Source organism: Pseudomonas versuta (assembly GCF_001294575.1).
In the GTDB taxonomy this organism is placed as follows: domain Bacteria; phylum Pseudomonadota; class Gammaproteobacteria; order Pseudomonadales; family Pseudomonadaceae; genus Aquipseudomonas; species Aquipseudomonas versuta.
Map to the genome: position 1 here is coordinate 2437631 of NZ_CP012676.1, position 26762 is coordinate 2464392.

Below are 26762 nucleotides of genomic sequence, written 5' to 3' on the forward strand. Positions count from 1 at the left end.
ACTCTTACAGGGAAGCCCCCCCATGACAGCTATCGCCCGGTTATCGCCCGCCTTCGAGTCGTCCAGCACGACGCGGCGCGCTATCTATTTGTTGATCGGCCTGGTCGCTGCCAACCTCCTCGCCTGGGCCTGGGCTTTTATCGAGTTCGGCGCCAACCCGGTATTGATGGGTACCGCGTTGCTGGCCTACAGCTTTGGCCTGCGTCATGCCGTCGATGCCGACCATATCGCCGCCATCGACAACGTCACCCGCAAGCTGATGCAACAAGGCAAAAAACCGATTGCCGTGGGCACCTGGTTCTCCCTGGGACACTCCACCATTGTGGTGCTGGCATCATTTGCCATCGCCGCCACGGCGATGGCATTCAAGGACGACATGGCCTGGTTCCATGAGACCGGGGGCCTGATTGGCACCCTGGTTTCATCCGCGTTCCTGCTGCTGTTTGGCGTGCTTAACCTGGTGATCCTGATCTCAGTGTACAAAAAGTTCAAACAGGTCAAGGCAGGCCAGCAACTGGCCCCCGAAGAGCTCGACTTGCTGGTCGCCAACAAGGGGGGTTGATGGCGCGGATCTTTGGCCGCCTGTTCAATCTGGTCGACAAAAGCTGGCACATGTACCCGGTGGGGTTTTTATTTGGCCTGGGCTTCGACACCGCCACCGAAATCGGCTTGCTGGGCATTAGCGCCACCAGTGCCTCACACGGCATCAGCCTGTGGTCGATCATGGTGTTCCCGGTGCTGTTTGCAGTGGGCATGGCCCTGATCGACTCACTGGACAACTTTGTGATGATCGGCGCCTACGGCTGGGCCTTCTCCAAGCCGGTACGCAAGCTTTACTACAACATCACCATCACCGCCGCTTCGGTGGTTGTCGCCCTGTTCATCGGCGGTATCGAAGCGCTGGGGCTGATCGCCGACAAGCTTGAATTGACCGGCGGGATCTGGACCCCGATCAATGCCATCAACGAAAACTTCGGTGAAATCGGCTACTGGATCATCGGCATGTTTGTCCTGTGCTGGCTGATCTCGGGCCTCAACTATTATCTGCGCGGCTATGACCAACTGGGAGCCAACACCTGATGACACTTGCCACTGTGCAGGCCTGCTGCGGGCAGCCTGCGGAACCTGACCTACACTTCATCCACCTTTCAACAGACGCGTCGTAGGTACTATGACTTTATTACAGGACGTAAAAAATCGGGCCTCATTTGCTTACGGGGTCGCCTTGCTGGTGGCCATCAATGGCTTTCTTTTATTCTTGCCGGTGTTGCAGCGCGGGGTCGCTCACTCCAATGCTGCCGGCGGCACATTTGACACCTGGAAGGAGGCATTAAGCTTTTTAGCCTTGCTGGAAATACCCGGCTTCGTGGTGGGGTTTGTTCTGGTGCTGATGTCATTGGGGTTGTTGATCAAGTCCCGTATCAGCTGGTTCTTCGCCCTGTTGCTGCTGATAGCCACGGTTTGCGTGGATTTGTTCATTCTGAAAAAACCCAGCGCCATCACCTTCCTCTCGATCTTCAGCATTGCGGTACTGGCCTTTTATTGGCGCCGGTTTGACCACTACAGCCTTGCCACCGGCAGCTTCTTTGCGGTGGTCAGCATCGCCTCGCTGATCGTCTATAGCACTCTGGGCACGCTCTACATTGGCGAAGAGTTCGCACCGCCGGTCACAGACCTGCCGTCAGCGTTTTACTTCGCCATTGTGGTGATGTCGACCGTGGGCTTTGGCGACATCGTCCCGCACACCACCGATGCGCGTTTTTTCACCCTGACGGTGATCATCCTGGGCATCACCATCTTCGCGATCTCGGTGGCGTCCATTGCCGGCCCGCTGATCAGCAATAACATTCAACGAATCGTTAAAGGCAGGATTACCCATATGGCCCGTAAAAATCACTACATCCTTGTCGGCGTCGGTTCGCTGGCGCAAAACGTTTACAAGGGCCTGACCGATCGTGGCGAGCACGTCACCGTGGTGTGTGCCACCGGCAGCCAGCACGACTTGCCGGAAAAGGCCGACATCATTGAAGGTGATCCTTCGTCGGTAGCGACCCTCAAACTGGCCGGGGCTGCCGATGCCAAGTACATCGTGACCCTGTGCGACAACGACGCCGAAAACGTCTTCACCATTCTGGCGGCCAAGGAAATAGCCGGTGACGACACCCAGATCATCGCGCTGGTCAACGAAACGCGGAACATGCCCAAGGTCAAACGTGTCAACCCGACCATGGTGCTGTCGTTGCCACTGCTGGGCAGCGAGTTGCTGGTACGCACCCTTGAGGGTGATGAAATCAACAACAGCCTGATCACCGAAATGTTCTTCGGCAAGCGAACTTCCCTGGCCTGACCATAACCGTAGGAGCGAGCTTGCTCGCGAGCTTTTTCAAGATCAAAAGATCGCGAGCAAGCTCGCTCCTACAGGTTCAGGGCTTTAATCAGTCGCAGGCACTGGTTTGACCTTGCCTCCGGCGAACAGACCCAGCTCAACCGCCGCAAAACCGATCACCAGACTGGTCACCAGATAGCAGATGGAGACCAGCACCCCGCCCGGATCCTTCATCATCTCCACCGCGCCGAACACGAAACTGGAAAAGGTTGAAAGCCCGCCCATGATCCCGGTGCCGATCATCACGTGTACGTATTGATTGATCCGGTTGCTCTTGAACAGCGAAGTGGCGACGCCCAACAAAAATGCAGCGACGATATTGGCGACAAAAATATCCATGGGAAAACCATCGGCCAGACGCGGTATCGACAGCATGACGAACTCGCGGCACATGGCACCGAAGGCGCCACCGACGAAAATCAGAATGATCAGATTCAGCATATTCCCTACTCCATGTCAGCGGGCCAGCCAGGCGCCGAATGCGGCAGCGGCCAGACCGACCAGTACCGAGATGATCAGGTAACCGGCGGCCAGCGCGCGGTCCTTGGCATTTGCCAGTTTGGAGGCGTCCAGTTGCATGCTGCTGAACGTGGTATAGCCACCCAGAATACCGGTGAGAACGGCGGCATTCATGACATCGCCATAGCGGTCGCGCCAGTCCACGGAAAACAGAATGCTCAAATAGCCGATAACGAAGGCGCCGCTGACGTTGATCAGAAACGTGCCTAACGGAAACTTGCCTTTATACAACTGCCCGACCCGTAGCCCTATCCACCAGCGCAGCAGCGAGCCCAGCCCGCCTCCCAGTCCCACCCAAAAAACGTCCAGCGCAGTCATGAATATCCCTCTCGTGTCTGTTGGTCAGTGCAGGCAACTCTAGTTCATAAAGCAGCCCACGAAGGCTACGACCGTACGCACCGTTTTCGGTCTGCCGTCGGGCGTGCCCGCGATGCAGGTAGCGTTGAAAAGGAGTACCCTGCCGTCCGGCTTTAATTCCCGCCCATGGAACCCCTATGTTTCCCAACGCTGAACGCTACAACCACTCCACCGAATATGCGAACAAACTGGTGGACCGCATCGGCCAGACTCCGGCCTGGATCGCCCAGCGCATCGGCGTGACTGAAAAACGCATGCGCTACATCCTCGCTGGCTCGCGCACCATCAAGGGCGATACCACCGAAATCATCATGAGTTATGCCGAACAGTTTTGTCTGGAGTGCCTGGCCGCCGAAGCCAAGGCCGCCAAAGACCGCGCCAAATCCAAGGCTACCCCGGCCAGCGACGCTTAAAACAGCCCCAGCTGACCGCCTACCAGGGCGCTGAAGTCATCGTCGACAAACGCCAGAATCGCATCCGCAACCGGTTGCAGCTGGCGTGTCAGGTAGTGATCGTAATCAAGCTGCGCCGTACGGTTCTCCAGCGGCTGTGGCCCGGCCACGGTGATCACGTAACTGATGGTGCCGCCGTTCTGGTACTGGCGGGGGCGCCCCTGCCGGTCGTTGTACTCATCCGCCAGCCGTGCGGCCCGCACGTGGGGCGGTACGTTGCGCTCGTAGTCGCTCAGTTGCCGGCGCAAGCGCTTGCGGAAGATCAGCAGCTCGTCATGCTCCCCGGCCAGGGTACTGCGCACAAAGTCACGCACGTAATCTTGATAGGGCTGGCGATTAAAGATGCGCAAGTACAGCGCCTGCTGAAACTGCTGGGCCAGCGGCGACCAGTCACTGCGCACGGTTTCGAGCCCTTTGTAGACCATCTCCCGACGCCCGTCGGCGTGCGCGACCAGCCCTGCATAGCGCTTTTTACTGCCCTCTTCTGCCCCGCGAATGGTCGGCATCAGAAAGCGGCTGTAGTGGGTTTCGAACTGTAACTCCAGGGCACTGGTCAGGCCGTACTCGTCACGCACATGGGCCTGCCACCACTGGTTGACGTGCTGCACCAGCTCGTGGCCGATACGGGCAGCATCGGCCTCGCTGTGTTCACTGCGCAGCCAGACGAAGGTGGAATCGGTATCGCCATAAATCACGCTGTAGCCTTTTGCCTCGATCAGGGCCCGGGTCTTGAGCATGATTTCGTGCCCGCGCAAGGTGATCGACGAGGCCAGCCGGGTATCGAAGAAACGGCAGCCGCTGGAGCCCAGCACCCCATAAAACGCATTCATGATGATTTTCAGCGCCTGGGACAACGGGGCGTTTTTCTCGCGTTTGGCCACTTCGCGCCCATTGGCCACCCGCTCGATGATGGCCGGCAAACAGTGCCGGGTTCGCGAAAAGCGTGCTCCACGAAAACCCGGGACTGAGGCCTCGTCACCCGGTTCACGCAACCCCTCCACCAGCCCCAGCGGGTCAATCAGGAAAGTGCGGATAATCGACGGATAAAGGCTTTTGTAATCCAGTACCAGCACCGACTCGTACAACCCCGGCCGGGACTCCATCACAAAGCCGCCCGGGCTGGCCTGTGGCGGATTGTCTCCGACATTGGGAGCGACGAATCCCTGACGATGCATCAGCGGCATGTACAGATGATAAAACGCCGCCACCGAGCCGCCGCTGCGGTCCGCCTCAAGCCCCGTCACCGAGGCCCGTTCCAGCAAGAAAGTTAGCAGCTGGGTCTTCTCGAAAATCCGCGTCACCAGCTCGCAGTCCTTGAGGTTGTAGCGCGCCAGTGCGGGCTTGTCCTCGACGAACATGCGGTTGATTTCGTCCATGCGCTGGTACGGCGTGCTGATGTCCTTGCCTTCACCGAGCAGGGTCTGGGCGACGTTTTCCAAGCTGAAAGAGGGAAATGACCAGGTCGCCGAACGCAACGACTCGATGCCATCAATAATCAGCCGCCCGGCAGCACTGGCGAAAAAATGGTTTTTGCGGCTGCCGTGTTCACGCCACTGCATCTCGCTGCCCCCGCGCCCCAGCAGCAAAGGAATGCCCAGACGCCGGGCATGCTCGTGGAGCACCCGCATGTCGAACTGGACGACGTTCCAGCCAATGATCGCGTCAGGGTCGTGCAGGGCCATCCACTGGTTCAAACGCTGCAGCAACTCACCGCGGGTGGCACAAAACTCAAGATCGAAATCCACCGCCGTATCGGCCTCGGTGGCCTTGCCCAGCATATACACCTGACGCTGGCCGCAGCCCTGCAGCGCAATCGAGTACAGATCGCCGTGGGCGCTGGTTTCAATATCCAGCGACACCAGCTGCAAACGCGGCCGGTAGTCGGAATGTGGCTTCATCCGGGTGTTGCGCAACGGGCCATCAGCTTCAGCGGTGCCGCCGAAGCTCACTGGCGCGGTAATAAAACGCTCCATCAAAAAGCGCTCGGGCGGCCGGATATCAGCCTCGAACACATCGACCCCGGCACGGCGCAGACGCTGAGCAATGTCGATCAGCTGGGCATGCTGGCGACAGTAAATACCGAGCACCGGGCGCGACTGAAAATCCTGTAGCGCCAGTTCACGAAACTCAATACCGCGCTCATCCTGCAACAACGCCTGCGCCTGATCGCGCAGGTCAGCCGGGATAAACATGACTGAAGTCTGATAAGGCAGGCGCACGTGCTGCGGCCCGTCATCGGTGGCCAGCCAGAACTCGACCTCAATGCCCGACGGCGTATCGTGCCAATGCCGGGTCAGGACAAAGCCCTGTCTCAAGTCCACCGTTGCAACCGGGTTACAGACACGTCGCCAGCATCGCCATACGGCGCATGGCTGCACTGTCGTCGGGCTGTTTGGCGTAATAACTGACCGCCGTGCCCGTGCCCTGCGGCACCAGGTCGGCAAAGGAGCCGGCGTCACGGGTGTAAACCGTCAGCTCACCGGACTTGCCGGTGTTGATATAGGCACTGGCATCCACCCCGAACACCCCTTCGTCCTGCCACGAGAACTTGATGCATTCAGCCACCAGCGGAGTCGGTTTGGCCGAGGCCAGTACCCGGGTCGGGGCTTTGCTGCGGGCATCGTTCATGGCAGGTGATACACAGCCGGCCAGCATGGCCACGCTCAGAGCGCCGATCAGTATTCGCATTGGATGTCCCCTCAAAAAGTTCAGCACGATAACACGCCGCCAGCAGGCCTTAGAGAGCGGATCCATATCACGTCAAAAGCCACCCTCATTAACCCGTCAGCGTAAAGGGCAAAACGCTGACCCACATCAATAAACCTGTTGATTTATGCCCCTGCCCTAGCGAAACCGGCAGTTACTGCTAGCGTAATTCGGTGCCAGGCGCATAATCCGATTTTTAGAATAATAGCTCTAAAAAGCATGCCTGTTTCTACTGTGCATTCACCTGCATAGCGCAAAAAAAACATTGGTGCAAAGCGGGCGTCAGCGGAAAAACTGCCAAATAAAATAGCTAAATAGCGATTCAAGGAGCAGTGCAATGGGGTTGACCAACGCCCGCAAGGCCAGTTACACCGCGCTGACATTGGCGATGGTGCCGATACTGGGTTACACCGATAACGCCCGCGACTGGCAAAACCTGCCCACCGATTTGAACATGCTGTTCGGCTATTACAACCGCGTCGATACCAACACCCCCATTGATACTTCCCTGCCCATCGATGGCCTGTCACTTAATGCAGATGTCTACATCCTGCGTTATGCCCGCTCCTTTGCAGTGGACGGTCGCAACAGTGCGATCCAGATTCTGCAACCCTATGCCGATATTTCGGCATCGTTTGACAATGCACGTTTTTTTAGCGGTACCAAGCACAACGGAGGTATGGGCGACACCCAGGTAGTGCTGGTGCACAACATCTTCGGCGGCCCGGCCCTGAGCAAGGAAGAGTTTGCCAAATGGAAGCCCGAAACCTTCCTCACCGGTGCGCTGTGGATCACCACGCCAACCGGGGATTACGATAAAAACCGGGTAATCAACATCGGTTCCAATCGCTGGGTATTCAAACCGGAAATCGGCTTCGGTACGCCTTTCGGGCCGACCTGGCTGGAGGTCAATACCTGGGTCTCGCTATATGGTGACAACGACGAATACCAAGGCAACGGCAAGCTTGAGCAAAAGCCCCTCTATGCCGTCGAAGGCCACTATAGCTACACCATCAACCGTGCACTCTGGGCTTCGCTGGACGCCACCTACAGTGCTGGTGGCGAGACCAAAATCGACGGTGACTGGCAGGACAACAAACAGGCGAACACCCTGGTCGGCGCCAGCATGGGCTTCATGTTGTCACCGCAATTCGGCGGTTTGCTGGCGTACACCGATACCGTCTCCGAGCGCACCGGCTCACCGGATGTTGCGACCTGGACTGTCCGCCTGCAGTACGTCTGGTAGGGATGTCGAACATGCCTATTGTGCGTAACACCCTGCTGGGCCTGCTACTGGCCGTGACCGGCCAGATTCACGCCGCTGAGCCTGTCACCATTGAACCCGCGGCCGTGCAAGCGCTGGAGCGGATGGGCAGTTACCTGCGCAGCCTCAAACAGTTTGCAGTTGAGGCCCGCAGCCAGACTGATCAGGTGCTGGATAACGGCCAGACAATCGAGTTTCGCCATACCACCCACTTGCTGGCCGAGCAGCCCGACAAGCTACAGATTTCGATCGATAACCAGGACCTGCACCGCAGTCTGTTTTACAACGGCAAGACCTTCACCCTTTACCAGAGCCCCGGCACTTACTATGCCCGCGCTCCGGCACCGGCCACTATCAATGCGCTGATCGATCAGCTCCATGACCGCTACGCAATCGAGTTGCCGCTGGCCGACCTGTTTCGCTGGAATGCCGACACCGCCAAACAGGCCGGTCTGCGCTCGGCACTGCTGATCGGCAGCGACACTCTCGATGGGCAGCGCTGTGACCATTACGCACTGCGCCAGGACGATATCGACTGGCAGGTGTGGCTGCGCCAGGGCGAGCAACCCTTGCCGTGCCGTCTGATCATCAGCCGCCGGGACATCCCCGAACAACCGCGCCACAGCGTGGACTTCAGCTGGCAACTGAACCCGCCGCTCAACCCTAAAAGTTTCGAGTTCGTGCCACCCGCAGGTGCTCAAGAAGTACCTCTGCAGTGGGCAACCGGTCAATCCGGAGCGGAGCAACAGCCATGAAAAACACCCATTGGTTGCTCTGTGGCCTGCTCAGCGTCAGCCTGCTGCACACCTCCCTCGCCCAGGCCTGGCAGATGCGTAGCGGTGGCGGCGCACGGACCTTCGTCGTGCCCCACAATTTCCACCAGGGCGGCGGCCACCCGCAGCCGGCTCCGCGCCCCATCCCGCCGGGCCCTCATCCCCAACCGCATCCGCCACAACCGGGGGCCCATCCGCAGCCACATCCCGAACCGGGACCGCATCCCTATCCGCAACCTGGACCGGGGCCCCATCCTTACCCGCCTCCAGGGCCGCATCCTTATCCACCGCCGGGGCCGCATTACGGGCCTGGCCCCTATCCACCGGGGCCGCATCCCGATGGCTGGTACAACCCGTGGGCAGCCGCCGCCGTCATTGGCGCAGCCACGGCAACCGCCATAGCCATCGGCACCTACGTGTCCAGCGTACCTCCCGATTGCGTTTCGGTGGTGGCCAACAACGTGGCGTATCAGCATTGCGGGCCCAATTGGTATCAGCCGCGCTACGTGGGCGGCAATGTGCAGTTTGTGGTGGTCCCCGCGCCCTGGTAAGGGGGCTCAGGCAAGGAATGTCATATGACAGTGCTCAACGATTTGAATGCTCTGCAAGCCAGTGTTGCCGAAGCGGTACTGGGTCAGGAGGAAGTCATCCGCCAGATCGTCGTCGGTCTCTTGGCCAACGGTCACCTGCTGCTCGAAAGCCTGCCGGGGCTGGCCAAGACCCGTACGGTCAAGGCGCTGGCCAAGCATCTGGATGCGAAGATGAGCCGTATCCAGTTCACCCCCGACCTGCTGCCCTCGGACATCACCGGCGCCGAGGTGCTGCATCAGGTGAACGGTCAAAACCAGATCATGTTCCAACCGGGGCCTCTGTTCGGCAATCTGATCCTGGCGGACGAGATCAACCGCGCACCGGCCAAGGTCCAGGCCGCCCTGCTTGAAGCCATGGAAGAACGCCAGATCACCGTGGCCGGCAACAGTCATTCGCTGCCGGAACTGTTTATCGTGTTGGCCACGCAAAACCCCATCGAACAGGAAGGCACCTACCCCCTGCCGGAAGCGCAGATGGACCGCTTTCTGATGAAACTGGTGCTCGACTACCCCAAGCCTGCGGACGAATCCCGGGTGCTGCGCCTGCTGCGCGGCGAAGAACAGGCCCAGGGCACGACCACCGGCGCCGCAGCCGGCTTCGCCCTTGGCCAGGACGCCATTTTCGCCGCCCGCCGTGAGGTCAGCGCAGTGGCCGTGTCCCCGGCCATTGATAGCTACCTGATCGACCTGATCAATGCCACCCGCCACCCCGCGGATTACGACGCTGATCTGGCCCGCTGGATCAGCATCGGCGCCAGCCCTCGCGGCGGTATCGGTCTGGACCGTTGCGCCCGGGCCGATGCCTGGCTACGCGGCCAGGCATTTGTCTCGCCGGACAACGTGCGCGCCGTGGTCCACCCGGTGCTGCGTCACCGCCTGCAACTGAGCTACGACGCGGTGGCCGATGGCGTCAGCGCCGATCAGGTACTGGACCGGATTGTCGATAAAGTCGCGATTCCCGCCTGAGGAGTAAACCGATGCAGGCTCTACAACAGGATGTCGACGGGCTTGTGTATGTCAGCCTGGGGCAATTAATGGCGCTGGAGTACAAGGCGCGGGCGTTGAGTTTTGTCGCCCGCCAGCCCCAGGGCAGCATCCTCTCGGGCAGCCATGCCTCGCGCTTGCGTGGCCGGGGCCTGGATTTCGATGAATTGCGCCGCTATCAACCCGGCGATGATTTGCGCCACCTCGACTGGCGCGCCTCGCTGCGCACTGGCAAACCGGTGGTGCGTACCTTCACCGAGGAACGCGACCGCCCGGCACTGATTGTTGTCGACCAGCGCATGTCGATGTTTTTTGGCTCCAGGCGCAGCTTCAAGTCCGCCATCGCCGCCGAACTGGGTGCATTGGCGGCATGGATGGTATTCAACGCCAGTGACCGGGTCGGCGGGCTGGTTTTCAACGACCAGCGTATCGACAGCATCGCCCCGGTGCGCAGTCGAAAACGGGTCGAAATGCTGTGCAGCAAAATCACCCTGCAGAACCAGCAACTCAATAGCACCATGCCCGACTGTGAAGATGCCGATCAGCTGGACAAGGTGCTGCAACGCTGCCTCGCAGTGGCGGCTCACGACCATCTGATTTGCCTGATCAGCGACTTCGCGGGTGCCGGTACGCGCACCCTGCAGCTACTGCGCCAGCTGGCCGTACACAACGACGTGATTGCGATGCAGGTCTACGACCCGCTGGCACTCAACCTGCCGAACAACGGTCGCCTGCTGGTAACCCAGGGCGAGTTGCAAGTGGAACTGGCAGTGCAGCACCAACACATCCGCCAGCCCTTGGGCGACTTTTTCAGCGGCCGCTTTAAAGACATCGCCAGCCTGCTGCGCCGCAGCCAGGTGCCGCTGATGATGTTCAGCACCGCACTCGATGCACAGAGCCAATTGCGCAGCGAACTGGGCAAACTCGCTGGTCCGGGTCGATGAGCAGCCACATCCCCGATATCGATCAGCTGCAGGAGTTGGACCTGCCCGCACCGGTCAGCTATGTGCCGCAGACCTGGGGCTGGTGGGTGTTGCTCGGGATTCTGATGGCAGGTCTGGTGGTCTGGGCGGCACGGACTTATTGGCACTGGCGGCGCAATCGCTACCGGCGTGAGGCCTTGCAGCGCCTGGCCCAATTGCGTACCAGCGACGCCCCGCTGACGGCCCTGCGTGAACTGCCCACCTTGCTCAAGCGCGTAGCTATTTCCATGTCCGTGCCACAGGCCGCCGGCCCTCTCAAAGGCGATGCCTGGCAAGCGTTTCTGGCGAGTCACAGCCCGCAGCCCTTGCCTGAAGATTTCAGCCAGCAACTGGCAATGCTGGCCTACGCCCCGGACGAGCAACTGCTGGCGCTGCCCGACTCAAAACGCCAGCAGCTATTCAATACCTGCGTACTCTGGGTGGAGCAGCATCATGTGGCAGTTTGATTACCCCTGGCTGCTGCTGTTGCTGCCACTTCCCTGGCTGGGCTATCGCTATTTGCCTGAATACCGCGAAGCCCGCAGCGCGGTGCGGGTTCCATTCTTCAATGCCATGAGCCGCGCCATCGATCAGGCCCCGCACACCTCGGGCGCACGGCACAACCTCTGGCAACGGTTGCTCAATCTGCTGGTATGGGCATTGCTGGTGGTGGCTGTCGCCCGCCCGGTGTGGATCGAAAAACCCATCGAACGTCAGCAGCCGGTACGCGACCTGATGCTGGCCATCGATATCTCGCAATCGATGCAGACCACTGACTTTACCGATGCCGGCGGACACAAAATCAACCGGCTGGCAGCCGTCAAACAGGTGGTTCAAGACTTTATCCAGCGGCGCAAGGACGACCGCATCGGTCTTATCGTGTTCGGCAGCGGCGCCTACCCGCAAGCGCCGCTGACGCTGGATCACGCCAGCCTGTCACTGCTTCTGGAGGACACCGGCATCGGCATGGCGGGGCCCAACACCGCCATCGGCGATGCGATCGGCCTGAGTCTGAAATTGCTCGACCAGGCCCACGAACAGGACAAGGTGCTGATTCTGCTCACCGATGGCAATGACACCAACAGTGCGATCCCCCCAGCCCGGGCTGCCGCTATGGCCGCCGCCAAGGGCGTAGTGATTCATACCATCGGCATCGGCGATCCGACCGCCAATGGCGAAGCCAAGGTCGATCTCGGTGCACTGCAAAAAATCGCCACGACCACGGGCGGCCAGTACTTTCGCGCTGAAGATCGCGACAGCCTGAATCAGGTGTACGCCACCCTCGACCGGATCACCCCGCATCAGGTCAAGACCCTCAGCCATCAACCCAAGCGCGATCTGTTCTGGTTGCCGCTGGCCGCCGCCATCAGCTTGCTGGCGCTCTATCATCTGCTGGCACTGCTGGCTGCGCGCCTCGGCCAGCGTGCGCAACACAAGGAGGCTTGAAATGGAGATCAACCTCAGTGACTTCCACTTCCTACGCCCGGCATGGTTGCTGCTGATTTTTTTCGGCGCACTACTGCCGTTGCTATGGCGCCGCAGCCATGACCAACAACGTCGGTTGCGCGCGATCATTGCCCCGCATCTGCTGGCGCACTTGCTGATTACCCCACAGGACAACCATCGCCTGCGCCCAGTGCATCTGACCGCCGCCCTGCTGATCCTCGGCGCCATCGCGGCAGCGGGCCCGACCTGGGAACAGGACCGCCCGGCGTTTCTGGAAAGCCGTGCCCAGCTGATCATCGCCCTCGATCTGTCGCCCTCCATGGATGCCACTGACATACAGCCCTCGCGCCTCGAAGCCGCCAAGCACAAACTCCACGAGTTGATTGCCCGCCGCAGTGGCGCACACACCGCCTTGATTGCCTATGCCGGCAGCGCGCATCTGGTATTGCCCGCCACTGATGATCCGGCGCTGCTCGACAGCTTCATCCAGGCCCTGGCGACCAACCTGATTGCCAGTCCGGGTAAAAACGTGGCCGAGGTCATTAAGCAGGCCAAACGCCTGTTGCAGGCACAAAACACTCCCGCCACCTTGCTGCTGGTCACCGACGGTGCCGATACCACCCGGCTCGCCGGCCTCAAACAGCAACTGCAGGACAGCGCCTTGCAAGTGCTGGTACTCGCCGTGGGCAGTGCCAATGGCGGCATTATTCGCAATGCCGACGGCCAGCCGCGCACCGACAGCAACGGCCGCCCCGAGCTGGGCAGTTTCGATCAGGCGGCCCTCAAGCAGCTGGCCGCTGTCACGGACGCACCGCTGGGCAGCCTGACCATCAATGATGACGATCTGGACTGGATCGAAGGCCACGCCCGGCAACACTTTCAGGCGGCCAGTGATGAACAGCGCGAGCTGCACTGGAAAGACGCCGGTTACTGGCTGTGCATAGCGCTGCTGATCCTGGCTTTTTTCTCGGTACGACGGGGCTGGAGCCTGAACTGGACCGCCGCCCTGATACTGGGGGTGGGCCTGCAGCCCGCACCGGCTCAGGCCAATGCCTTGAGCGATGCCTTTTTCACCCGCGACCAGCAAGGGCGCTGGGCCTTTGAACACCAGCATTTCCCGGCAGCGGCCAGCCTGTTTGAAGACCCGTACTGGAAAGGCATCGCCGCCTACAACGCTGCCGACTTTGATCTGGCGCTGGCCAGCTTCGCGCAACTGGATACCCCCCAGGCGTACTTCTATCTGGGCAATATTTACGTGCGGCGCTTCAAGTTCGATCAAGCCATTGCCGCCTACACCCGTGCCCTGGCCCTGCAACCGAAATTCCCCGAAGCCAGTGCCAACCTGGCGCTTGCACAGGCCCTACTCAAAGACACGGACAGCGCCGAACAGAACACCCCCGAGGTCAAGCCCGACCAGATCAAACTCGACCTGCAGCCGGGCAAGGGCCAGAGCAAACCGCTACAAACCCGTCAGGCCGCCAGTGACCAACAGTGGCTGGAGAATCTGACCACCTCCCCGGCTAATTTCCTGCGCCAGAAGTTCAGTTTGCAGGACCAGAGTGCCCAAAGTCAGAAGGTGGTGCCATGACCCGCTACTGCCTGGCACTGATGCTGCTCACCGGGCTGGTGCATGCCGATGAACCCCTGCTAAGCGTACAAAGCCGACTGGTGCCCGGCGATGCAGTAGTGGTGGGCCAACCCTTGCAGCTGCAGGTCGACGTGCTGACCAACAGCTGGTTTACCAGTGGTGCCACGCTGCCCCACCTGAGCATCACCGGGACCGATGTCATGCCCCCCAGTGGCGAGGCACAGCACCTGACGCAACAGGTGCAGGGCCAGACCTTTACCGGCCTGCGCTACACCTACCGCATCATCCCTAATCTGGCGCAAGAGTTCACCATTGCCCCCCTCACCATCCGCGCCACCCCGGCGCAGGCCAGCGCCGAACTATCGGCGCAAACCCCGGCCCTGCACTTCACTGCCAGCCTGCCCGATGGCTTCAAGCCCGGTGAACCGGTACTGGTTGCCAGCGCGATGCGCTTTAACCAACACATCAGCCCCGACGGCGGCACGCTAAAAGTTGGCGACAGCATTACCCGCACCATGACCCTGCAGGCTGATGATGCTCAGGGCCTGTCACTGCCCGCCCTGCCACTGGCTACTGTGGATGGACTTAGCGCTTACCCGAAGACTGCACGGATAGAAAACCTGGATGACGGCCGGGGCAACTTCAGTGGCGGGCAACGCATCGACAGCGTGAGCTACCGCATTGAGCGCAGCGGTGATTTTGAGCTGCCGGCGATAAGCGTCAAATGGTGGGACAGCGTCAATCACAAGGCGCAACTCAGTCAGGTTCCGCCAGTCAGCTTCAAGGCCAGCGCCGACAGCAGTTACACGCCGGTGTTTTCCATCGTTCAGGACCTCAAGCAACTGGGCCAGCCAACGCGGTTAAGACTGCCAGAGTCGGTGCTCATCCTCGCCTGCATCCTGTTGCTGGCAGGTATTGGCTACCTGAGCCGTCGTTGGTGGCTACACAGCCTCAGCGTCGCCAGGCACTGGTTGCGCACCCGCCCTCCTCGCAAAACCTACGGCTTGCGCCCACTTAACCCTGGTCACGACAAGGACTTCCCATGAGCAACACAAGCACACAAAACTCTGTGGTCGCTAACGAGGACCGAGGCTGCGAAGGAGTGCACAGCCATCGCCAATCAAACACCCGTAGCGCGGCCCATACCCACTTCGCCCGATCACAGCTGCGAACCTCGCTAGCAACCAGCGCGGCGAAATTTTCAAAAGTGCTGGCCCTGCTGCTGGCCTTGCCCTTGTTAGCGCAGGCGGCAGAACCGCTGCCCTCCTGGAACGACGGGCCGTCGAAAAAAAGCATCATCGAGTTCGTGCAGACAGTGACCAAACCCGACAGCAAAAGCTTTGTAAAACCCGAAGAGCGAATCGCGGTGTTCGATAACGACGGCACCCTGTGGAGCGAACAACCTGGGTATTTCGAGGAGCTGTTCGCTTTCGACGAGATCAGGCGTCTGGCACCGCAGCACCCGGAATGGAAAGACCAGCAACCCTTCAAGGCGGTCCTGGAAAACGACCACAAGGCCCTGGCAGAAGGCGGTATGGAGGGCCTGCTGAAGATCTTCATGGCCAGCCATGCCGGGCTCACCACCGATCAATTCCGCAACAACGTACAGGCCTGGGTCAGCAAGGCCCGCCACCCGACCACCGGCAAACCCTACACCGAGATGGTCTACCAGCCGATGCTCGAAGTGCTCCAGTACCTGCGCGAACAAGGCTTCAAGACATACATCGTGTCAGGCGGCGATACCGGGTTCATGCGCGTGTTCGCCGAAGAGGTGTACGGCATCCCGCCGGAACAGGTGATCGGCTCGACCTTTGTGACCGAGTACCAGAACCAGGACGGCAAGCCGTCAATCCTGCGCACCGCAAAAATCGCCCATAACGATGACGGGCCGGGCAAGCCAGTAAGCATCGACAGCGTGATCGGACGCCGGCCGATCCTGGCATTCGGCAACTCCGACGGCGACCGGCAAATGCTCGAGTGGACCGCCGCAGCCACCGGCCCGCGCCTGATGGGGCTGGTGCATCACACCGACGCCAAACGCGAGTGGGCGTATGACAAGGATTCCAAAATCGGACGCCTGGACAAGGCACTTGATCAAGCAAAACAGCAAGGCTGGACTATCGTCGATATGGCGTCTGAATGGCGCCGGATTTATCCCTTCGAAGCCGCCGCACCTGTGAACCCGCAGTAAGCAACAGCATTACGGACTGCATAAAAGCGGTCGCCACAAGCGATCAAAGCCAACAAGGAGCATGTATGACTCGATTAACCAAGTGGTTGCCCCCTCTGGCACTGGTGGCAGCTTCGATAATGGCCTTCTCGGCCACTGTCGCGGCTGCCGAAAAACCAAACATTCTAGTGATTTTCGGTGACGACATTGGCCAGACCAATATCAGCGCCTACTCCATGGGCGTAGTGGGCTATAAAACCCCCAACATTGACCGGATTGCCAAAGAAGGCATGCTGTTCACCGACTACTACGCCGAGAACAGCTGCACTGCCGGGCGCTCGTCCTTTATTACCGGGCAAACGCCACTGCGTACAGGCTTGTCAAAAGTCGGGGTACCGGGCGCACCTGTGGGGCTGCAAAAACGTGACATAACCATTGCCCAGGCCCTCAAGTCGCAAGGCTACGCCACTGGGCAATTCGGTAAAAACCACCTGGGCGACCGTGACGAATACTTGCCGACCAATCATGGTTTTGACGAGTTTTTCGGCAACCTGTACCACCTCAATGCCGAAGAAGAACCCGAGCGTCCTTACTGGCCCAAAGACGACCCCGAGTTCGTCAAGACCGCTACGCCCCGTGGTGTGATCCACAGCTTTGCCGACGGCAAGATTGAGGACACCGGCGCCTTGACCGCCAAGCGCATGGAAACCATCGACGACGAAACCACCGCCGCTGCACAGGCGTTTATCGAGAAGCAGGCCAAAGCCGACAAACCTTTTTTCGTGTGGATGAACACCACGCGCATGCACTTGTTTACCCACGTCCGCGATTCGATGAAGGGCCAGAGTGGTATGCCCGGCAACGAATACGCCGATGGCATGGTTGAGCATGACGGCGACGTCGGCAAACTGCTGAAAACTCTCGACGACCTGAAAATCGCCGACAACACCATCGTGGTCTACACCACCGATAACGGGCCGAACCAGTTCTCCTGGCCGGACGCAGCGACCACGCCGTTCCGCAACGAAAAAGACTCCAACTGGGAAGGCGCGTATCGCGTTCCTGCCATCGTGCGCTGGCCGGGCAAGATCAAGGCCGGTGAAGTCAGCAACGAGATGTTCTCGGGCATGGACTGGTTCCCGACCCTGCTGGCCGTTGCCGGCGATGCCGATGTCAAAGACAAGCTGCTCAAAGGCTGGGCCCCCGTGGCCGGCGGTACCAACTTCAAGGTTCACCTGGACGGCTACAACCAACTGCCCTACCTGACGGGGCAAGACCCTAAAGGCGCACGTCACGAGTTCTACTACTTCGACGATGACGGCCTGCTGGTTGCGATGCGTTTCGACAACTGGAAAGCGGTATTCTGCGAGCAGCGTGCACCGGGCGGCTTCAAGGTCTGGAGCGAACCTTTCGTGTGCCTGCGGGTGCCGAAAATCTTCAACCTGCGCATGGACCCTTACGAACGTGCGGACGTGGTTTCCGATCAGTATTACGACTGGACCACCAAAAACGTATACCTGACTGCACTGGCAACCATGAAAGGGGCGAAGTTCCTCGAAACATTCATCGATTACCCGCCTAGCCAGAAACCGGCCAGCTTCAGCATCGACCAAGTGCGTGCAGCAGTAGACGCCAAGATTGCCGAGAAAATGAAAAACCAGCCGGCGCAATAAAGGATTCACCTCATTTCTGTGGCAGCCGGCTTGCCAGCTGCCACAGATTGAGTTCATCTCTGATCACACCCGAATTCTTTCTGCACAAGGCCCTGCGCAATGCCGTCTCCCCTCGCTTCTACCGCGACTGTTTTCTCCCCTCTGAGTCGCACGGCATTGTTAATGCCTGCCTTGTTGCTGTTTATTTCCGGCGCTGCGGCGCTGATCTACCAGGTGCTGTGGATCAAGCAACTGTCGCTGGTGATCGGCGTCGAGGTGTATGCCATCACCACCGGCATCAGCGCTTTTTTCGCCGGTCTGGCCCTGGGCGGCCTGCTGTTCGGCCGCTTCGCCGATCGCCTGGGTAAACCCCTGTTGCTGTATGCCGGGCTAGAAATCGGCGTGGCCGTGCTCGGCATCGGCGCTACCCTGGGTCTGAGTCTGGCCGCAGCCCCCTTCGCCTGGCTTGAACAACAGGTCGGCCTGCTGGCCTGGCTGCTGCCTTTGCTGTTGGTGGGCCTGCCGGCGCTATTGATGGGCGGCACCCTGCCGGTGCTGGTACGGGCGCTGGCGGCCGATCCGCAACACCTCGGCCAGGCTGGCGGACGGCTGTATGCCGCCAACACGGCCGGGGCGATTGTCGGCACCCTGCTCACCGCCTTTGTATTGATCGCCACCCTCGGCGTTCGCGGCAGCGCCTTTGCCGCGGCCTTGCTGAACCTGTTGGCTGCGGTTGGCGCATTGATCGTGCAGCGCCGTTATTCGACGCCCCTGGCAACGTCTAAAGCCGTCGAACCGGCACCGGCGCGCCTGGCCATGGTGCTGTATGCCATTGCCGGCGGCGTGGCGCTGGGCTACGAAGTGGTCTGGTCGCAATCCATCGTGCAATTCATGAGTACTCGCACCTATGCCTTTGCCGTGGTGCTGGCCACCTATCTGGCCGGGCTGTTTATCGGCAGCAGCCTGATGGCCCGCCGGGTTGATCGCCTGCGCGATCCCTGGGGCGTGTTCGGCTTGCTGATCGCCGGTGCCGGACTGGTTGCACTGCTGGAGATCGCCCTGCTCGGGCGCTGGCTGATCCTGCTGCAGACCCAGGCCGAAAACCTGGCCCTGGCCATGGGCGGCAGTGTACTGCTGGGCATGAGCGCACGTTTCGCGGTGGCCGCGCTGAGCATCGTGTTTATCCCTACCCTGCTGCTGGGCGCCGCCTTTCCGGTAGCACTGCGCCTGTGTGTCGGCCCGCAGCGGGTGGGGCGGGATGTCGGCGCGGTGGTGGCCTTCAATACTCTGGGCGGGATTGTCGGGGTGGCCCTGTGCGGCTTCGTACTGATCCCGCTGCTGGGCCTGGTACGGACCCTGGGCCTGCTGGCAATCATCGCCGCAGCGGTGGGTTTTATCGCCATACGCCAGGGCCAGCGGGTCAGCAAGGGCCATCACCAGGCGGTGATTGCCGTGGGGCTGGCGGCGCTGGCCGTGGCTTGCCTGACCCCGGTGGACCGCCTCGCCAACCTGCTCCCCGGGGCACGTAAGGGCGAACTGGCGTTCTATGAAGAAGGCCGTGGCGGCACCGTGGCCGTGGTCACCCAAGGCAAAGGCGAACGCCGCTTTCACCGTTTGTACATTCAGGGCGTGTCGAATACCGGCGATGCAATGCCGTCGCTGCGCTATATGCGGATTCAGGCCCTGCTGCCGCTGCTGATCCATACCGGCGAACCGCGTTCAGCATTGGTGATCGGCTTTGGCACCGGGATCACTGCCGGCGCCCTGCTCAGTTATCCATCCCTGCAACAGCGGGTTGTCGCCGAGCTGCTGCCGGCAGTGGTCAATGCATCATCGTTGTTCAAGGGCAACTTCAATGCGGCGCACGATCCCGGCATCCAGGTGCGCTTGCGCGATGGGCGTCAGGAACTGCTGCGCAGCGAGCAGCGCTACGACCTGATCACCCTCGAGCCGCCACCGCCCTCGGCAGCCGGCGTGGTCAACCTGTACTCCCGGGACTTCTACCAGCTGGCTGCGCAACGCCTGCAAGCCAACGGGCTGGTCGCCCAGTGGCTCCCGTTGCCGACGCAAAACATCGACGACTCGCGCTCACTGGTACGCAGCTTTCTCGATGTATTCCCCTATGCCACGTTGTGGACCAGCGAGTTCCACGAAATGCTCCTGGTAGGCTCGATGCAACCCATTGAACTGGACGCTGCGCGCATCAATGCCCGCTTCGAGCAGCCCGGAGTACACAACGCCCTGCAGGACGTGGGCGTGGCATCCGGCGCTGCATTGCTCGCCACCTATGTAACCGACCGCGCAGGGCTGGAGCGCTTTGCCGGTGATGCGCCAGCGGTAACTGACGATCAGCCGCGCATCGAGTACGCCCCGTGGGTGCGGGCCAAGGAGATCAGCCGCGTGCTCCCGGCGCTACTGGACCTGCACACGGCCCCCGTACTGCTCAACGCCGAACCGGCTTTTATCAACCGAATGAACGTACACCGTCAACGCCTCATGCAGTTTTACCGCTCCAGCCTGCACGCCTATGATGGCGACCGCGAAGCATGGGCCCGCGACATCCGCGAAGTGATCAATGGCGATGGCGCCAACCCCTATTACCGCTGGTTTGTCGGCCAATAAACATCGGAAGTTGTAATGCCCAACACTAAAAATAAAGCTGCCCCGACCCAACCTGATTCACACCCTGGCCTGATGAGCCGTTACCTGTTTCCTGCGATCGCCGCACTGTTGCTGGTGGTGATCGCCGGGCTGTGGTTTTTTCTCAGCCGCCCGCAACCTCTCACGCCAGTGGTGTTTGAGCCCAAAGCCGTAGCGGCTGCACCGGTGGCCAGACCGCCGGCGCCGGCACAGATGGTTGACGAGCAACAGTGCCAAGGCTGCCACGGCGCCCAGGTCAAGGACTGGCAAGGCTCCCATCACCAGTTGGCGATGCAGGCCGCAGGCCCGCAGACCGTGCTGGCCGACTTCAACAATGTCAGTTTTAAAAGCGAAGGTGAAAGCAGCCGGTTCTTTCGTCAGGGTGACGGATTCTGGGTCAATACCCCGGGCATGGATGGCAAGCCCGCCGATTTCAAAGTCGCCTACACCTTCGGCATTGCGCCGCTGCAGCAGTATTTGATCGAGGTCGGTGACGGCAAGCTGCAAGCCCTGGGCGTGGCGTGGGATACCGAGAAAAACCGCTGGTTCCACCTGTATCCGGGCCAGGGGGTGAACTTCAAGAACCCGCTGCACTGGAGCAAGCCCAGCCAAAACGCCAACTTTATGTGCGTCGAATGCCATACCACCGGCTACAAGCGCAACTTCGATGCCGCCAGCAACAGCTTCAACAGCCAGTGGAACAGCCTCGGCGTCGGGTGTCAGGCCTGCCACGGACCCGCTTCAAACCACCTGCTGTCGGTGGCCCAAAAAGGCGATTTCGCCCATGACGGCTTCGACGTCGATCTCAAGGACAAGGACGCCACCGTCGAAATCGAAACCTGCGCCCGCTGCCATGCCCGGCGCGCCCCGCTGGGCGATGGTTTCACCGTCGGCAAACGCTTGATGGACGATTACCTGCCCAGCGTCCTGACCCGCGAACTGTATGCCCTGGACGGAAAAATCAAGGACGAAGTGTTCGAACACGGCTCATTCCTGCAAAGCAAAATGTTCGATAAGGGTGTGCGCTGCAGCAACTGCCACAACCCTCACAGCACCGAACTGAAAGCACCGGGCAATGGCGTGTGCCTGCAATGCCACAACACCGCAGGCAAAGCTGCTATCCCCGGCATCGACGGCAAAGGTCTGCAAGCGAAGAACTACGACTCCCCCGAGCACCATCGCCACACGGAAGGCCAGCCGGGCTCACAGTGTGTGGATTGCCACATGCCCGGCAAGTTCTATATGGGCAATGATTTTCGGCATGACCACAGCTTCAGCATTCCCGATCCGGTGCGAGCGAAAATCCTCGGCACGCCGGATGCCTGCCTGAGCTGCCACCAGGGCAAGGCGGGCGACAAAGTGAGCGAGCAATTCAAACTCTGGACCGCCCATGACATGCCCCGGGCCGCCCGTTACGACGAAAGCTTGTGGTTGATTCGCGGCGGCCACCCGGGTGCCGCGCAAGCGCTATACGAGCAACTGCGGCGCAGCAACCTGCCAGCTATTCAGCGCGCAACCTTGCTTGGCGAACTGGCCAGCTACCCAAGCGAGCCCGCATTGAAACTGGCCAGCAAAGACCTGAATGATAGCGCGCCACAGGTGCGCGAGAGCGCAGTGCGGGCAGTCAGCGCCTTCCTGCCGCCGGCTGAACGCATCCCGTTGCTGAGCCCGTTATTGAATGACAAAGTACGCGCCGTGCGCATCATCGCTGCACGCAACCTGCTCGGCGCGGCGCGCAATGGCTTGGGTACGGCGCAAGAGGCCTGGGAAAACGCCATCGCAGAATACGAAACGGTGCAACTGAGCCTGGCCGAACGGGCCGAAGCCAACCTCAACCTGGCCATGCTGTATCAGGCCAGCGGACGCACCGATGAGGTTGAACCCAAACTGCGGGCAGCCCTGCTGCGCGATCCGGACTTCTTCCCGGCACTGGTTACTTTGACCCAATGGCTGGAAGCCGGCGGGCGCAGCGCCGAGGCTGCAGCGCTGCTGGACACGGCGCTCAAGGAGCATCCGCAAGTGGCCTTGCTGCAGCACACCCGGGGCTTGGCGCTGATCCGCGCGGGCGAGCCGAAACCGGCCATGGCAGCCTTGCAAAAGGCCGTAAGCCTGGAGCCAGAGAACGCCCAGTACCGCTACGTATTGGCGGTGGCGCTGCACCAGAGTGGTCAGGTCGAAAAAGCCTGCGCCCAGCTCGAAGAACTGCTCAAACGCCAGCCTTCATTCCGTGATGCACGCTTGTCGTTGATCCAGTTCTACCTCGATAACGGCCAGGAACCCAAGGCCCAGGCCGTGCTGCAGGCGTGGAAGAAAATCAACCCGCAGGATGTGGCTCTGAAGTAGTCGCTGTCGAGGCACGAGGCGGCGATCGGGCAACGCCCGTAAAACAAGCACCCTCATTGCATCTGACACACCCGGCTGCCTGACTTTACGACTGCTGCGCAGTCGATCGCAGCCTCGTGCCTCGTCAGCGACTACAGCGTTTGATCACAGCGCCATTCGCTCCAGGCTGTTGCTCAGGTGCAGCAGCATGGCTGCGCGGGCAGCATCGGGGTCCTGGCGGCGGATGGCGCGCAAGATCGCTTCATGCTCAAGCACGGCCATTTGCCCCAGCTGCATTAAATCGGCATCCCCGCGTTCGTCGGCGTTGATCCGGGTTCGCGGTATGGCCGTTCGGCCAAGCTGGCAGATGATGTCGGTGAAATAGGTATTGCCCGTGGCCTGGGCAATCAGCTTGTGAAAGCGCAGGTCGTGCTCGACGCTGCCATCGTTGTTGGCCAGTGCGTTCTGATAGTCATCCAGCGCCTGACGCATCTGCAGCAATTGTTCTTCAGTGCGGCGCCCGGCAGCCAGGGCGGCGGCCTGTGTCTCAAGGCCCATGCGCAATTCCAGAATGCCGCGCACGCTGGCAGCGGTGGCACTTGAAAGGTGAATGCCCTGACGCTCGTCGCGCTCAAGGACAAAGGTGCCTATCCCGTGCCGGGTTTCAACAAACCCGGATGCCTGCAATCTGGAAATCGCTTCGCGCACCACCGTACGGCTCACCCCCTGCTCGCGCACGATGACCGACTCGGAGGGCAACTTCTCCCCCGGCGCCAATTGACCCAACAAAATCTGCCGGGTCAGCTCGGCCACGATGTCGTGGGCCAGCCCCGGGGTGCGCTTGCGTATCGGCTGATCGTGCATGGGTAATCCCTTCCTCTGAGGCGACGTAATACTAGCACCTGCTTCAATCGGGAGACGCCTCAACTCGTATGACAACCCCATTAAAACCCCTCCAGTTCTTAAAAAGAACAACCCTGTTTTCCATGCACAAGGGCAATCCCCTTAATAAATCCGGGGCTAACTCCCTGTAATTACACTTAAAAGCATTACAGAAAGAGCATTTATAACTTATTGGTTAGTTTTCGGGCATTGCGGGGCGAAAAATCAACTCGTATGATGTCCGTCAACCGGAAGCGTGATCACCGGCTCGAACCACCCGCATAAAAATAATCAGTGGGGTCAGATTTGTGAACACTTCCAGCAACGTGTCTGCTGCGCCCGCCAACGATCCTGTCCTGGCGCGCGCGATACAAAAAGTGAAGAGGCATGTGTTGCCGCTCTTCGTCATCATGTTCATCGTCAACTACATAGACCGCGTCAACATAGGCTTCGTCCGCTCACATATGGAGCACGACCTGGGCATTGGCGCTGCCGCCTATGGCTTCGGTGCCGGACTGTTTTTCATTGGCTATGCCTTGTTTGAAGTGCCATCCAACATGCTGCTGCAAAAAGTCGGCGCCCGCATCTGGCTGACCCGCATCATGTTTACCTGGGGCATCACCGCCACCCTGATGGCCTTTATCCAGAACGAAACCCACTTCTATATCCTGCGCTTTTTGCTGGGCGTCGCCGAAGCCGGCTTCTTCCCCGGCGTTATCTACTATTTCACCCGCTGGTTGCCTGGCGCCGAGCGCGGCAAAGCGATTGCAATTTTCCTCAGCGGATCGGCACTGGCCTCCCTGATTTCCGGCCCGCTCAGCGGACTGCTCCTGCAAATTACCGGCATGGGCCTGCATGGCTGGCAATGGATGTACATCATTGAAGGCATGGCCTCGGTGCTGCTGTGCTTCTTTGTGTGGTTCTGGCTGGATTCCAAACCCCATGACGCCAAATGGCTCAGCCGCCAGGAACAAGATGCCCTGGTCAACGAAATTGACCGCGAACAACGCGAGCGCGATGCCGTCAACACCGTCAAGCCAACCCTGGGCAAACTGCTCAAGGACCGCCAGATCATGTTGTTCTGCGCCATCTACTTCTGCATCCAGCTGACCATTTACGCGGCCACGTTCTGGCTGCCGAGCATCATTAAAAAAATGGGCGACCTGAGCGACATTCAAGTGGGCTTCTTCAACTCCATTCCGTGGCTGATCTCGATCATTGCCATGTATGCCTTCGCCGCTCTGGCCAGCCGCTTCAAGCACCAGCAGGCCTGGATTGCCGCAGCCTTGCTGATTGCCGCGCTGGGCATGTTCCTGTCGACCACCGGCGGTCCGATCTTCGCGTTCATTGCCATCTGCTTTGCGGCCATCGGTTTCAAATCGGCGTCGTCGCTGTTCTGGCCCATCCCCCAGGGTTATCTGGATGCGCGCATCGCAGCCGCCGTGATCGCACTGATCAACTCCATCGGCAACCTCGGCGGCTTCGTTGCGCCCACCACCTTCGGCTTTCTGGAACAAACCACAGGTTCGATTCAGGGCGGGCTCTATGGCCTGGCCGGCACTTCGATCATTGCGGCCATCATCGTGTTCTTTGCCAAGACCAAACCCAAGCCCACGGCTGTGATTCCTGCAGCTCTGCAACCCGCGTAGGCCCCTGACTCTTTTTAAGGAACACGACATGAACAGCGAACACCAGCACCACGCGGCAAAAGCTCCGGTGGTTACCAGCCTGCAAGTGATTCCGGTGGCCGGGCATGACAGCATGCTGCTCAACCTCAGCGGCGCCCACGGCCCTTTCTTCACCCGCAACATCGTGATTCTCAAGGACAGCAGCGGCAATATCGGGGTCGGCGAAGTGCCGGGCGGAGAACGCATCCGCGAAACCCTGGAAGATGCGCGCAGCCTGGTGGTGGGCCAACCCATCGGCAACTACCAGAGCATTCTCAACGCCATGCGCAGCACTTTTGCCGCCCGCGACTCGGCTGGCCGGGGCCTGCAAACCTTTGATCTGCGCATCACCATCCATGCGGTAACGGCAATGGAAGCGGCGCTGCTCGACCTGCTGGGTCAGTTTCTTGAAGTCCCGGTCGCAGCCCTGCTCGGCGAAGGCCAGCAGCGCGACGCGGTCAAGATGCTCGGCTACTTGTTTTACATTGGTGACCGCCAGCAGACCGACCTGGCCTATCGCAGCGAAGCAGACGCCGATGACTGGTTGCGCCTGCGCCATGAACCGGCAATGACCCCCCAGGCCATCGTCCGTCTGGCAGAAGCGGCACAGGCCAAATACGGCTTTAACGATTTCAAGCTCAAGGGCGGGGTATTGCGCGGCGCTGAAGAAATCGAAGCCGTCACCGCCCTGGCCGAACGCTTCCCCAATGCACGGATCACCCTTGATCCCAATGGCGCCTGGTCACTCAAAGAAGCCATCGGCCTGTGCCGCGATCAACACCATGTACTGGCCTATGCCGAAGACCCGTGCGGTGCCGAAAACGGCTACTCCGGACGCGAGGTGATGGCCGAGTTCAGACGCGCCACCGGCCTGCCTACGGCCACCAACATGATCGCAACCGACTGGCGCGAAATGGGCCATGCGATCCAGTCCCAGGCCGTCGATATCCCGCTGGCCGACCCGCATTTCTGGACCATGCAGGGTTCGGTGCGGGTCGCCCAGATGTGCCACGAGTGGGGCCTGACCTGGGGCTCGCACTCCAACAACCACTTTGATATTTCCCTGGCCATGTTCACCCAGGTGGCGGCCGCCGCACCGGGCGAAATCACTGCCATCGATACCCACTGGATCTGGCAGGACGGTCAGCGCCTGACCCGCGAACCGCTGAAAATTGTCGACGGCCACATCAAGGTCCCGGCCAGACCCGGCCTGGGGGTGGACATCGACATGGACGCCGTGGCCAAAGCCCATGAACTGTATAAAGGCATGGGCCTGGGTGCACGGGACGACAGCGTCGCCATGCAGTACATTGTTCCGGGCTGGAAATACGACAACAAAAAACCCTGTCTTGTGCGCTGAGTTCCATAGCGCGTCTAAAGCCTATCTAGCGAGGATTGAACC

22 protein-coding genes and 1 pseudogene are annotated in these 26762 nt (G+C 60.4%); 18 read left to right on the top strand and 5 right to left on the bottom strand.

Annotated elements, in window-relative coordinates; all coding sequences use genetic code 11:
• The first annotated feature begins 22 nt into the window (after positions 1-22).
• Both AOC04_RS24375 and kch read left to right on the top strand, forming a co-directional pair.
• Positions 23-1080, top strand: a pseudogene (locus AOC04_RS24375) (HoxN/HupN/NixA family nickel/cobalt transporter).
• 91 nt (positions 1081-1171) lie between these two features.
• The gene (gene kch, locus AOC04_RS10675; protein ID WP_060693167.1) at positions 1172-2347 is read left to right on the top strand and encodes a voltage-gated potassium channel protein; all 1176 of its coding nucleotides are present in this window, start codon (positions 1172-1174) and stop codon (positions 2345-2347) included.
• Positions 2348-2431: 84 nt separating this feature from the next.
• Here kch and crcB (AOC04_RS10680) read toward each other — a convergent pair whose 3' ends face one another.
• Complete coding sequence (gene crcB / locus AOC04_RS10680) at positions 2432-2827, bottom strand: fluoride efflux transporter CrcB (RefSeq protein ID WP_060693170.1); 396 nt, start codon at positions 2825-2827, stop codon at positions 2432-2434.
• A gap of 15 nt (positions 2828-2842) precedes the next feature.
• Positions 2843-3223: a fluoride efflux transporter CrcB gene (gene crcB, locus AOC04_RS10685; protein WP_060693172.1), complete on the bottom strand. Its 381-nt coding sequence runs from the start codon at positions 3221-3223 to the stop codon at positions 2843-2845.
• Between the two features lie 176 nt (positions 3224-3399).
• Here crcB (AOC04_RS10685) and AOC04_RS10690 point away from each other — a divergent pair, with 176 nt between their 5' ends.
• The gene (locus tag AOC04_RS10690; protein ID WP_003444976.1) at positions 3400-3675 is read left to right on the top strand and encodes a hypothetical protein; all 276 of its coding nucleotides are present in this window, start codon (positions 3400-3402) and stop codon (positions 3673-3675) included.
• Here the strand turns inward: AOC04_RS10690 and AOC04_RS10695 are convergent.
• Both AOC04_RS10695 and AOC04_RS10700 read right to left on the bottom strand, forming a co-directional pair.
• The gene (locus AOC04_RS10695; RefSeq protein ID WP_060693175.1) at positions 3672-6035 is read right to left on the bottom strand and encodes a DNA polymerase II; all 2364 of its coding nucleotides are present in this window, start codon (positions 6033-6035) and stop codon (positions 3672-3674) included. The two genes, AOC04_RS10690 and AOC04_RS10695, sit on opposite strands and share 4 nt — an antisense overlap.
• Positions 6036-6048: 13 nt before the next feature.
• Complete coding sequence (locus tag AOC04_RS10700; protein WP_060693177.1) at positions 6049-6402, bottom strand: hypothetical protein; 354 nt, start codon at positions 6400-6402, stop codon at positions 6049-6051.
• Positions 6403-6808: 406 nt separating this feature from the next.
• Between AOC04_RS10700 and AOC04_RS10705 the strand changes: the two genes are divergently transcribed.
• The 13 genes from AOC04_RS10705 to AOC04_RS10765 all read left to right on the top strand — a co-directional run bounded on the left by AOC04_RS10705 (position 6809) and on the right by AOC04_RS10765 (position 22832).
• Complete coding sequence (locus AOC04_RS10705) at positions 6809-7666, top strand: transporter (RefSeq protein WP_418054946.1); 858 nt, start codon at positions 6809-6811, stop codon at positions 7664-7666.
• 11 nt (positions 7667-7677) lie between these two features.
• Positions 7678-8439 carry a DUF2092 domain-containing protein gene (locus AOC04_RS10710; RefSeq protein ID WP_082363779.1) on the top strand — a complete coding sequence of 254 codons (762 nt, stop codon included), beginning with the start codon at positions 7678-7680 and terminating at the stop codon, positions 8437-8439.
• Entirely contained in the window at positions 8436-9008 is a 573-nt protein-coding gene (locus AOC04_RS10715) for a hypothetical protein (RefSeq protein WP_060693183.1), read from the top strand. The genes AOC04_RS10710 and AOC04_RS10715 overlap by 4 nt, the downstream gene beginning before the upstream one ends.
• A gap of 24 nt (positions 9009-9032) precedes the next feature.
• Positions 9033-10013 carry an AAA family ATPase gene (locus tag AOC04_RS10720; protein WP_060693185.1) on the top strand — a complete coding sequence of 327 codons (981 nt, stop codon included), beginning with the start codon at positions 9033-9035 and terminating at the stop codon, positions 10011-10013.
• Positions 10014-10024: 11 nt separating this feature from the next.
• Positions 10025-10975, top strand: a complete 951-nt coding sequence (locus tag AOC04_RS10725; protein WP_060693187.1) for a DUF58 domain-containing protein — start codon at positions 10025-10027, stop codon at positions 10973-10975.
• On the top strand, positions 10972-11460 hold the full coding sequence (locus AOC04_RS10730) for a DUF4381 domain-containing protein (protein ID WP_060693189.1): 489 nt from the start codon (positions 10972-10974) through the stop codon (positions 11458-11460). Before AOC04_RS10725 ends, AOC04_RS10730 begins: the two co-directional genes overlap by 4 nt.
• Positions 11447-12439, top strand: a complete 993-nt coding sequence (locus tag AOC04_RS10735; protein ID WP_060693192.1) for a vWA domain-containing protein — start codon at positions 11447-11449, stop codon at positions 12437-12439. Before AOC04_RS10730 ends, AOC04_RS10735 begins: the two co-directional genes overlap by 14 nt.
• A gap of 1 nt (position 12440) precedes the next feature.
• Entirely contained in the window at positions 12441-14027 is a 1587-nt protein-coding gene (locus AOC04_RS10740) for a VWA domain-containing protein (RefSeq protein WP_060693195.1), read from the top strand.
• Positions 14024-15073, top strand: a complete 1050-nt coding sequence (locus AOC04_RS10745) for a BatD family protein (protein ID WP_060693197.1) — start codon at positions 14024-14026, stop codon at positions 15071-15073. Before AOC04_RS10740 ends, AOC04_RS10745 begins: the two co-directional genes overlap by 4 nt.
• Positions 15074-15234: 161 nt before the next feature.
• Positions 15235-16218 carry an HAD family hydrolase gene (locus AOC04_RS10750; protein ID WP_237178907.1) on the top strand — a complete coding sequence of 328 codons (984 nt, stop codon included), beginning with the start codon at positions 15235-15237 and terminating at the stop codon, positions 16216-16218.
• 65 nt (positions 16219-16283) lie between these two features.
• Positions 16284-17870 (top strand): arylsulfatase, encoded by a 1587-nt coding sequence (locus tag AOC04_RS10755; protein ID WP_060693200.1) that lies wholly within the window; start codon positions 16284-16286, stop codon positions 17868-17870.
• A 99-nt stretch (positions 17871-17969) separates the two neighbouring features.
• Positions 17970-20471 carry a spermidine synthase gene (locus AOC04_RS10760; protein ID WP_060693202.1) on the top strand — a complete coding sequence of 834 codons (2502 nt, stop codon included), beginning with the start codon at positions 17970-17972 and terminating at the stop codon, positions 20469-20471.
• 15 nt (positions 20472-20486) lie between these two features.
• Positions 20487-22832, top strand: a complete 2346-nt coding sequence (locus AOC04_RS10765) for a tetratricopeptide repeat protein (protein WP_060693204.1) — start codon at positions 20487-20489, stop codon at positions 22830-22832.
• 144 nt (positions 22833-22976) lie between these two features.
• On the opposite strand, the gene AOC04_RS10770 is transcribed toward AOC04_RS10765, so the two are convergent.
• A complete protein-coding gene (locus tag AOC04_RS10770; protein WP_060693206.1) occupies positions 22977-23675 on the bottom strand; it encodes a FadR/GntR family transcriptional regulator in 699 nt (232 codons plus the stop codon).
• Positions 23676-24001: 326 nt separating this feature from the next.
• Here AOC04_RS10770 and AOC04_RS10775 point away from each other — a divergent pair, with 326 nt between their 5' ends.
• Both AOC04_RS10775 and gudD read left to right on the top strand, forming a co-directional pair.
• Positions 24002-25342 (top strand): MFS transporter, encoded by a 1341-nt coding sequence (locus tag AOC04_RS10775; RefSeq protein ID WP_060693208.1) that lies wholly within the window; start codon positions 24002-24004, stop codon positions 25340-25342.
• 28 nt (positions 25343-25370) lie between these two features.
• On the top strand, positions 25371-26720 hold the full coding sequence (gudD, locus tag AOC04_RS10780) for a glucarate dehydratase (RefSeq protein WP_060693210.1): 1350 nt from the start codon (positions 25371-25373) through the stop codon (positions 26718-26720).
• Positions 26721-26762 lie beyond the last annotated feature (42 nt).

Bases quoted from the DNA above. Each gene is read 5' to 3' on its own strand.
- kch (WP_060693167.1), top strand. From the start codon at position 1,172: ATGACTTTATTACAGGACGTAAAAAATCGGGCCTCATTTGCTTACGGG.
- crcB (WP_060693170.1), bottom strand. From the start codon at position 2,827: ATGCTGAATCTGATCATTCTGATTTTCGTCGGTGGCGCCTTCGGTGCC.
- crcB (WP_060693172.1), bottom strand. From the start codon at position 3,223: ATGACTGCGCTGGACGTTTTTTGGGTGGGACTGGGAGGCGGGCTGGGC.
- AOC04_RS10690 (WP_003444976.1), top strand. From the start codon at position 3,400: ATGTTTCCCAACGCTGAACGCTACAACCACTCCACCGAATATGCGAAC.
- AOC04_RS10700 (WP_060693177.1), bottom strand. From the start codon at position 6,402: ATGCGAATACTGATCGGCGCTCTGAGCGTGGCCATGCTGGCCGGCTGT.
- AOC04_RS10705 (WP_418054946.1), top strand. From the start codon at position 6,809: ATGGTGCCGATACTGGGTTACACCGATAACGCCCGCGACTGGCAAAAC.
- AOC04_RS10710 (WP_082363779.1), top strand. From the start codon at position 7,678: ATGCCTATTGTGCGTAACACCCTGCTGGGCCTGCTACTGGCCGTGACC.
- AOC04_RS10715 (WP_060693183.1), top strand. From the start codon at position 8,436: ATGAAAAACACCCATTGGTTGCTCTGTGGCCTGCTCAGCGTCAGCCTG.
- AOC04_RS10720 (WP_060693185.1), top strand. From the start codon at position 9,033: ATGACAGTGCTCAACGATTTGAATGCTCTGCAAGCCAGTGTTGCCGAA.
- AOC04_RS10725 (WP_060693187.1), top strand. From the start codon at position 10,025: ATGCAGGCTCTACAACAGGATGTCGACGGGCTTGTGTATGTCAGCCTG.
- AOC04_RS10730 (WP_060693189.1), top strand. From the start codon at position 10,972: ATGAGCAGCCACATCCCCGATATCGATCAGCTGCAGGAGTTGGACCTG.
- AOC04_RS10735 (WP_060693192.1), top strand. From the start codon at position 11,447: ATGTGGCAGTTTGATTACCCCTGGCTGCTGCTGTTGCTGCCACTTCCC.
- AOC04_RS10740 (WP_060693195.1), top strand. From the start codon at position 12,441: ATGGAGATCAACCTCAGTGACTTCCACTTCCTACGCCCGGCATGGTTG.
- AOC04_RS10745 (WP_060693197.1), top strand. From the start codon at position 14,024: ATGACCCGCTACTGCCTGGCACTGATGCTGCTCACCGGGCTGGTGCAT.
- AOC04_RS10755 (WP_060693200.1), top strand. From the start codon at position 16,284: ATGACTCGATTAACCAAGTGGTTGCCCCCTCTGGCACTGGTGGCAGCT.
- AOC04_RS10760 (WP_060693202.1), top strand. From the start codon at position 17,970: ATGCCGTCTCCCCTCGCTTCTACCGCGACTGTTTTCTCCCCTCTGAGT.
- AOC04_RS10765 (WP_060693204.1), top strand. From the start codon at position 20,487: ATGCCCAACACTAAAAATAAAGCTGCCCCGACCCAACCTGATTCACAC.
- AOC04_RS10770 (WP_060693206.1), bottom strand. From the start codon at position 23,675: ATGCACGATCAGCCGATACGCAAGCGCACCCCGGGGCTGGCCCACGAC.
- gudD (WP_060693210.1), top strand. From the start codon at position 25,371: ATGAACAGCGAACACCAGCACCACGCGGCAAAAGCTCCGGTGGTTACC.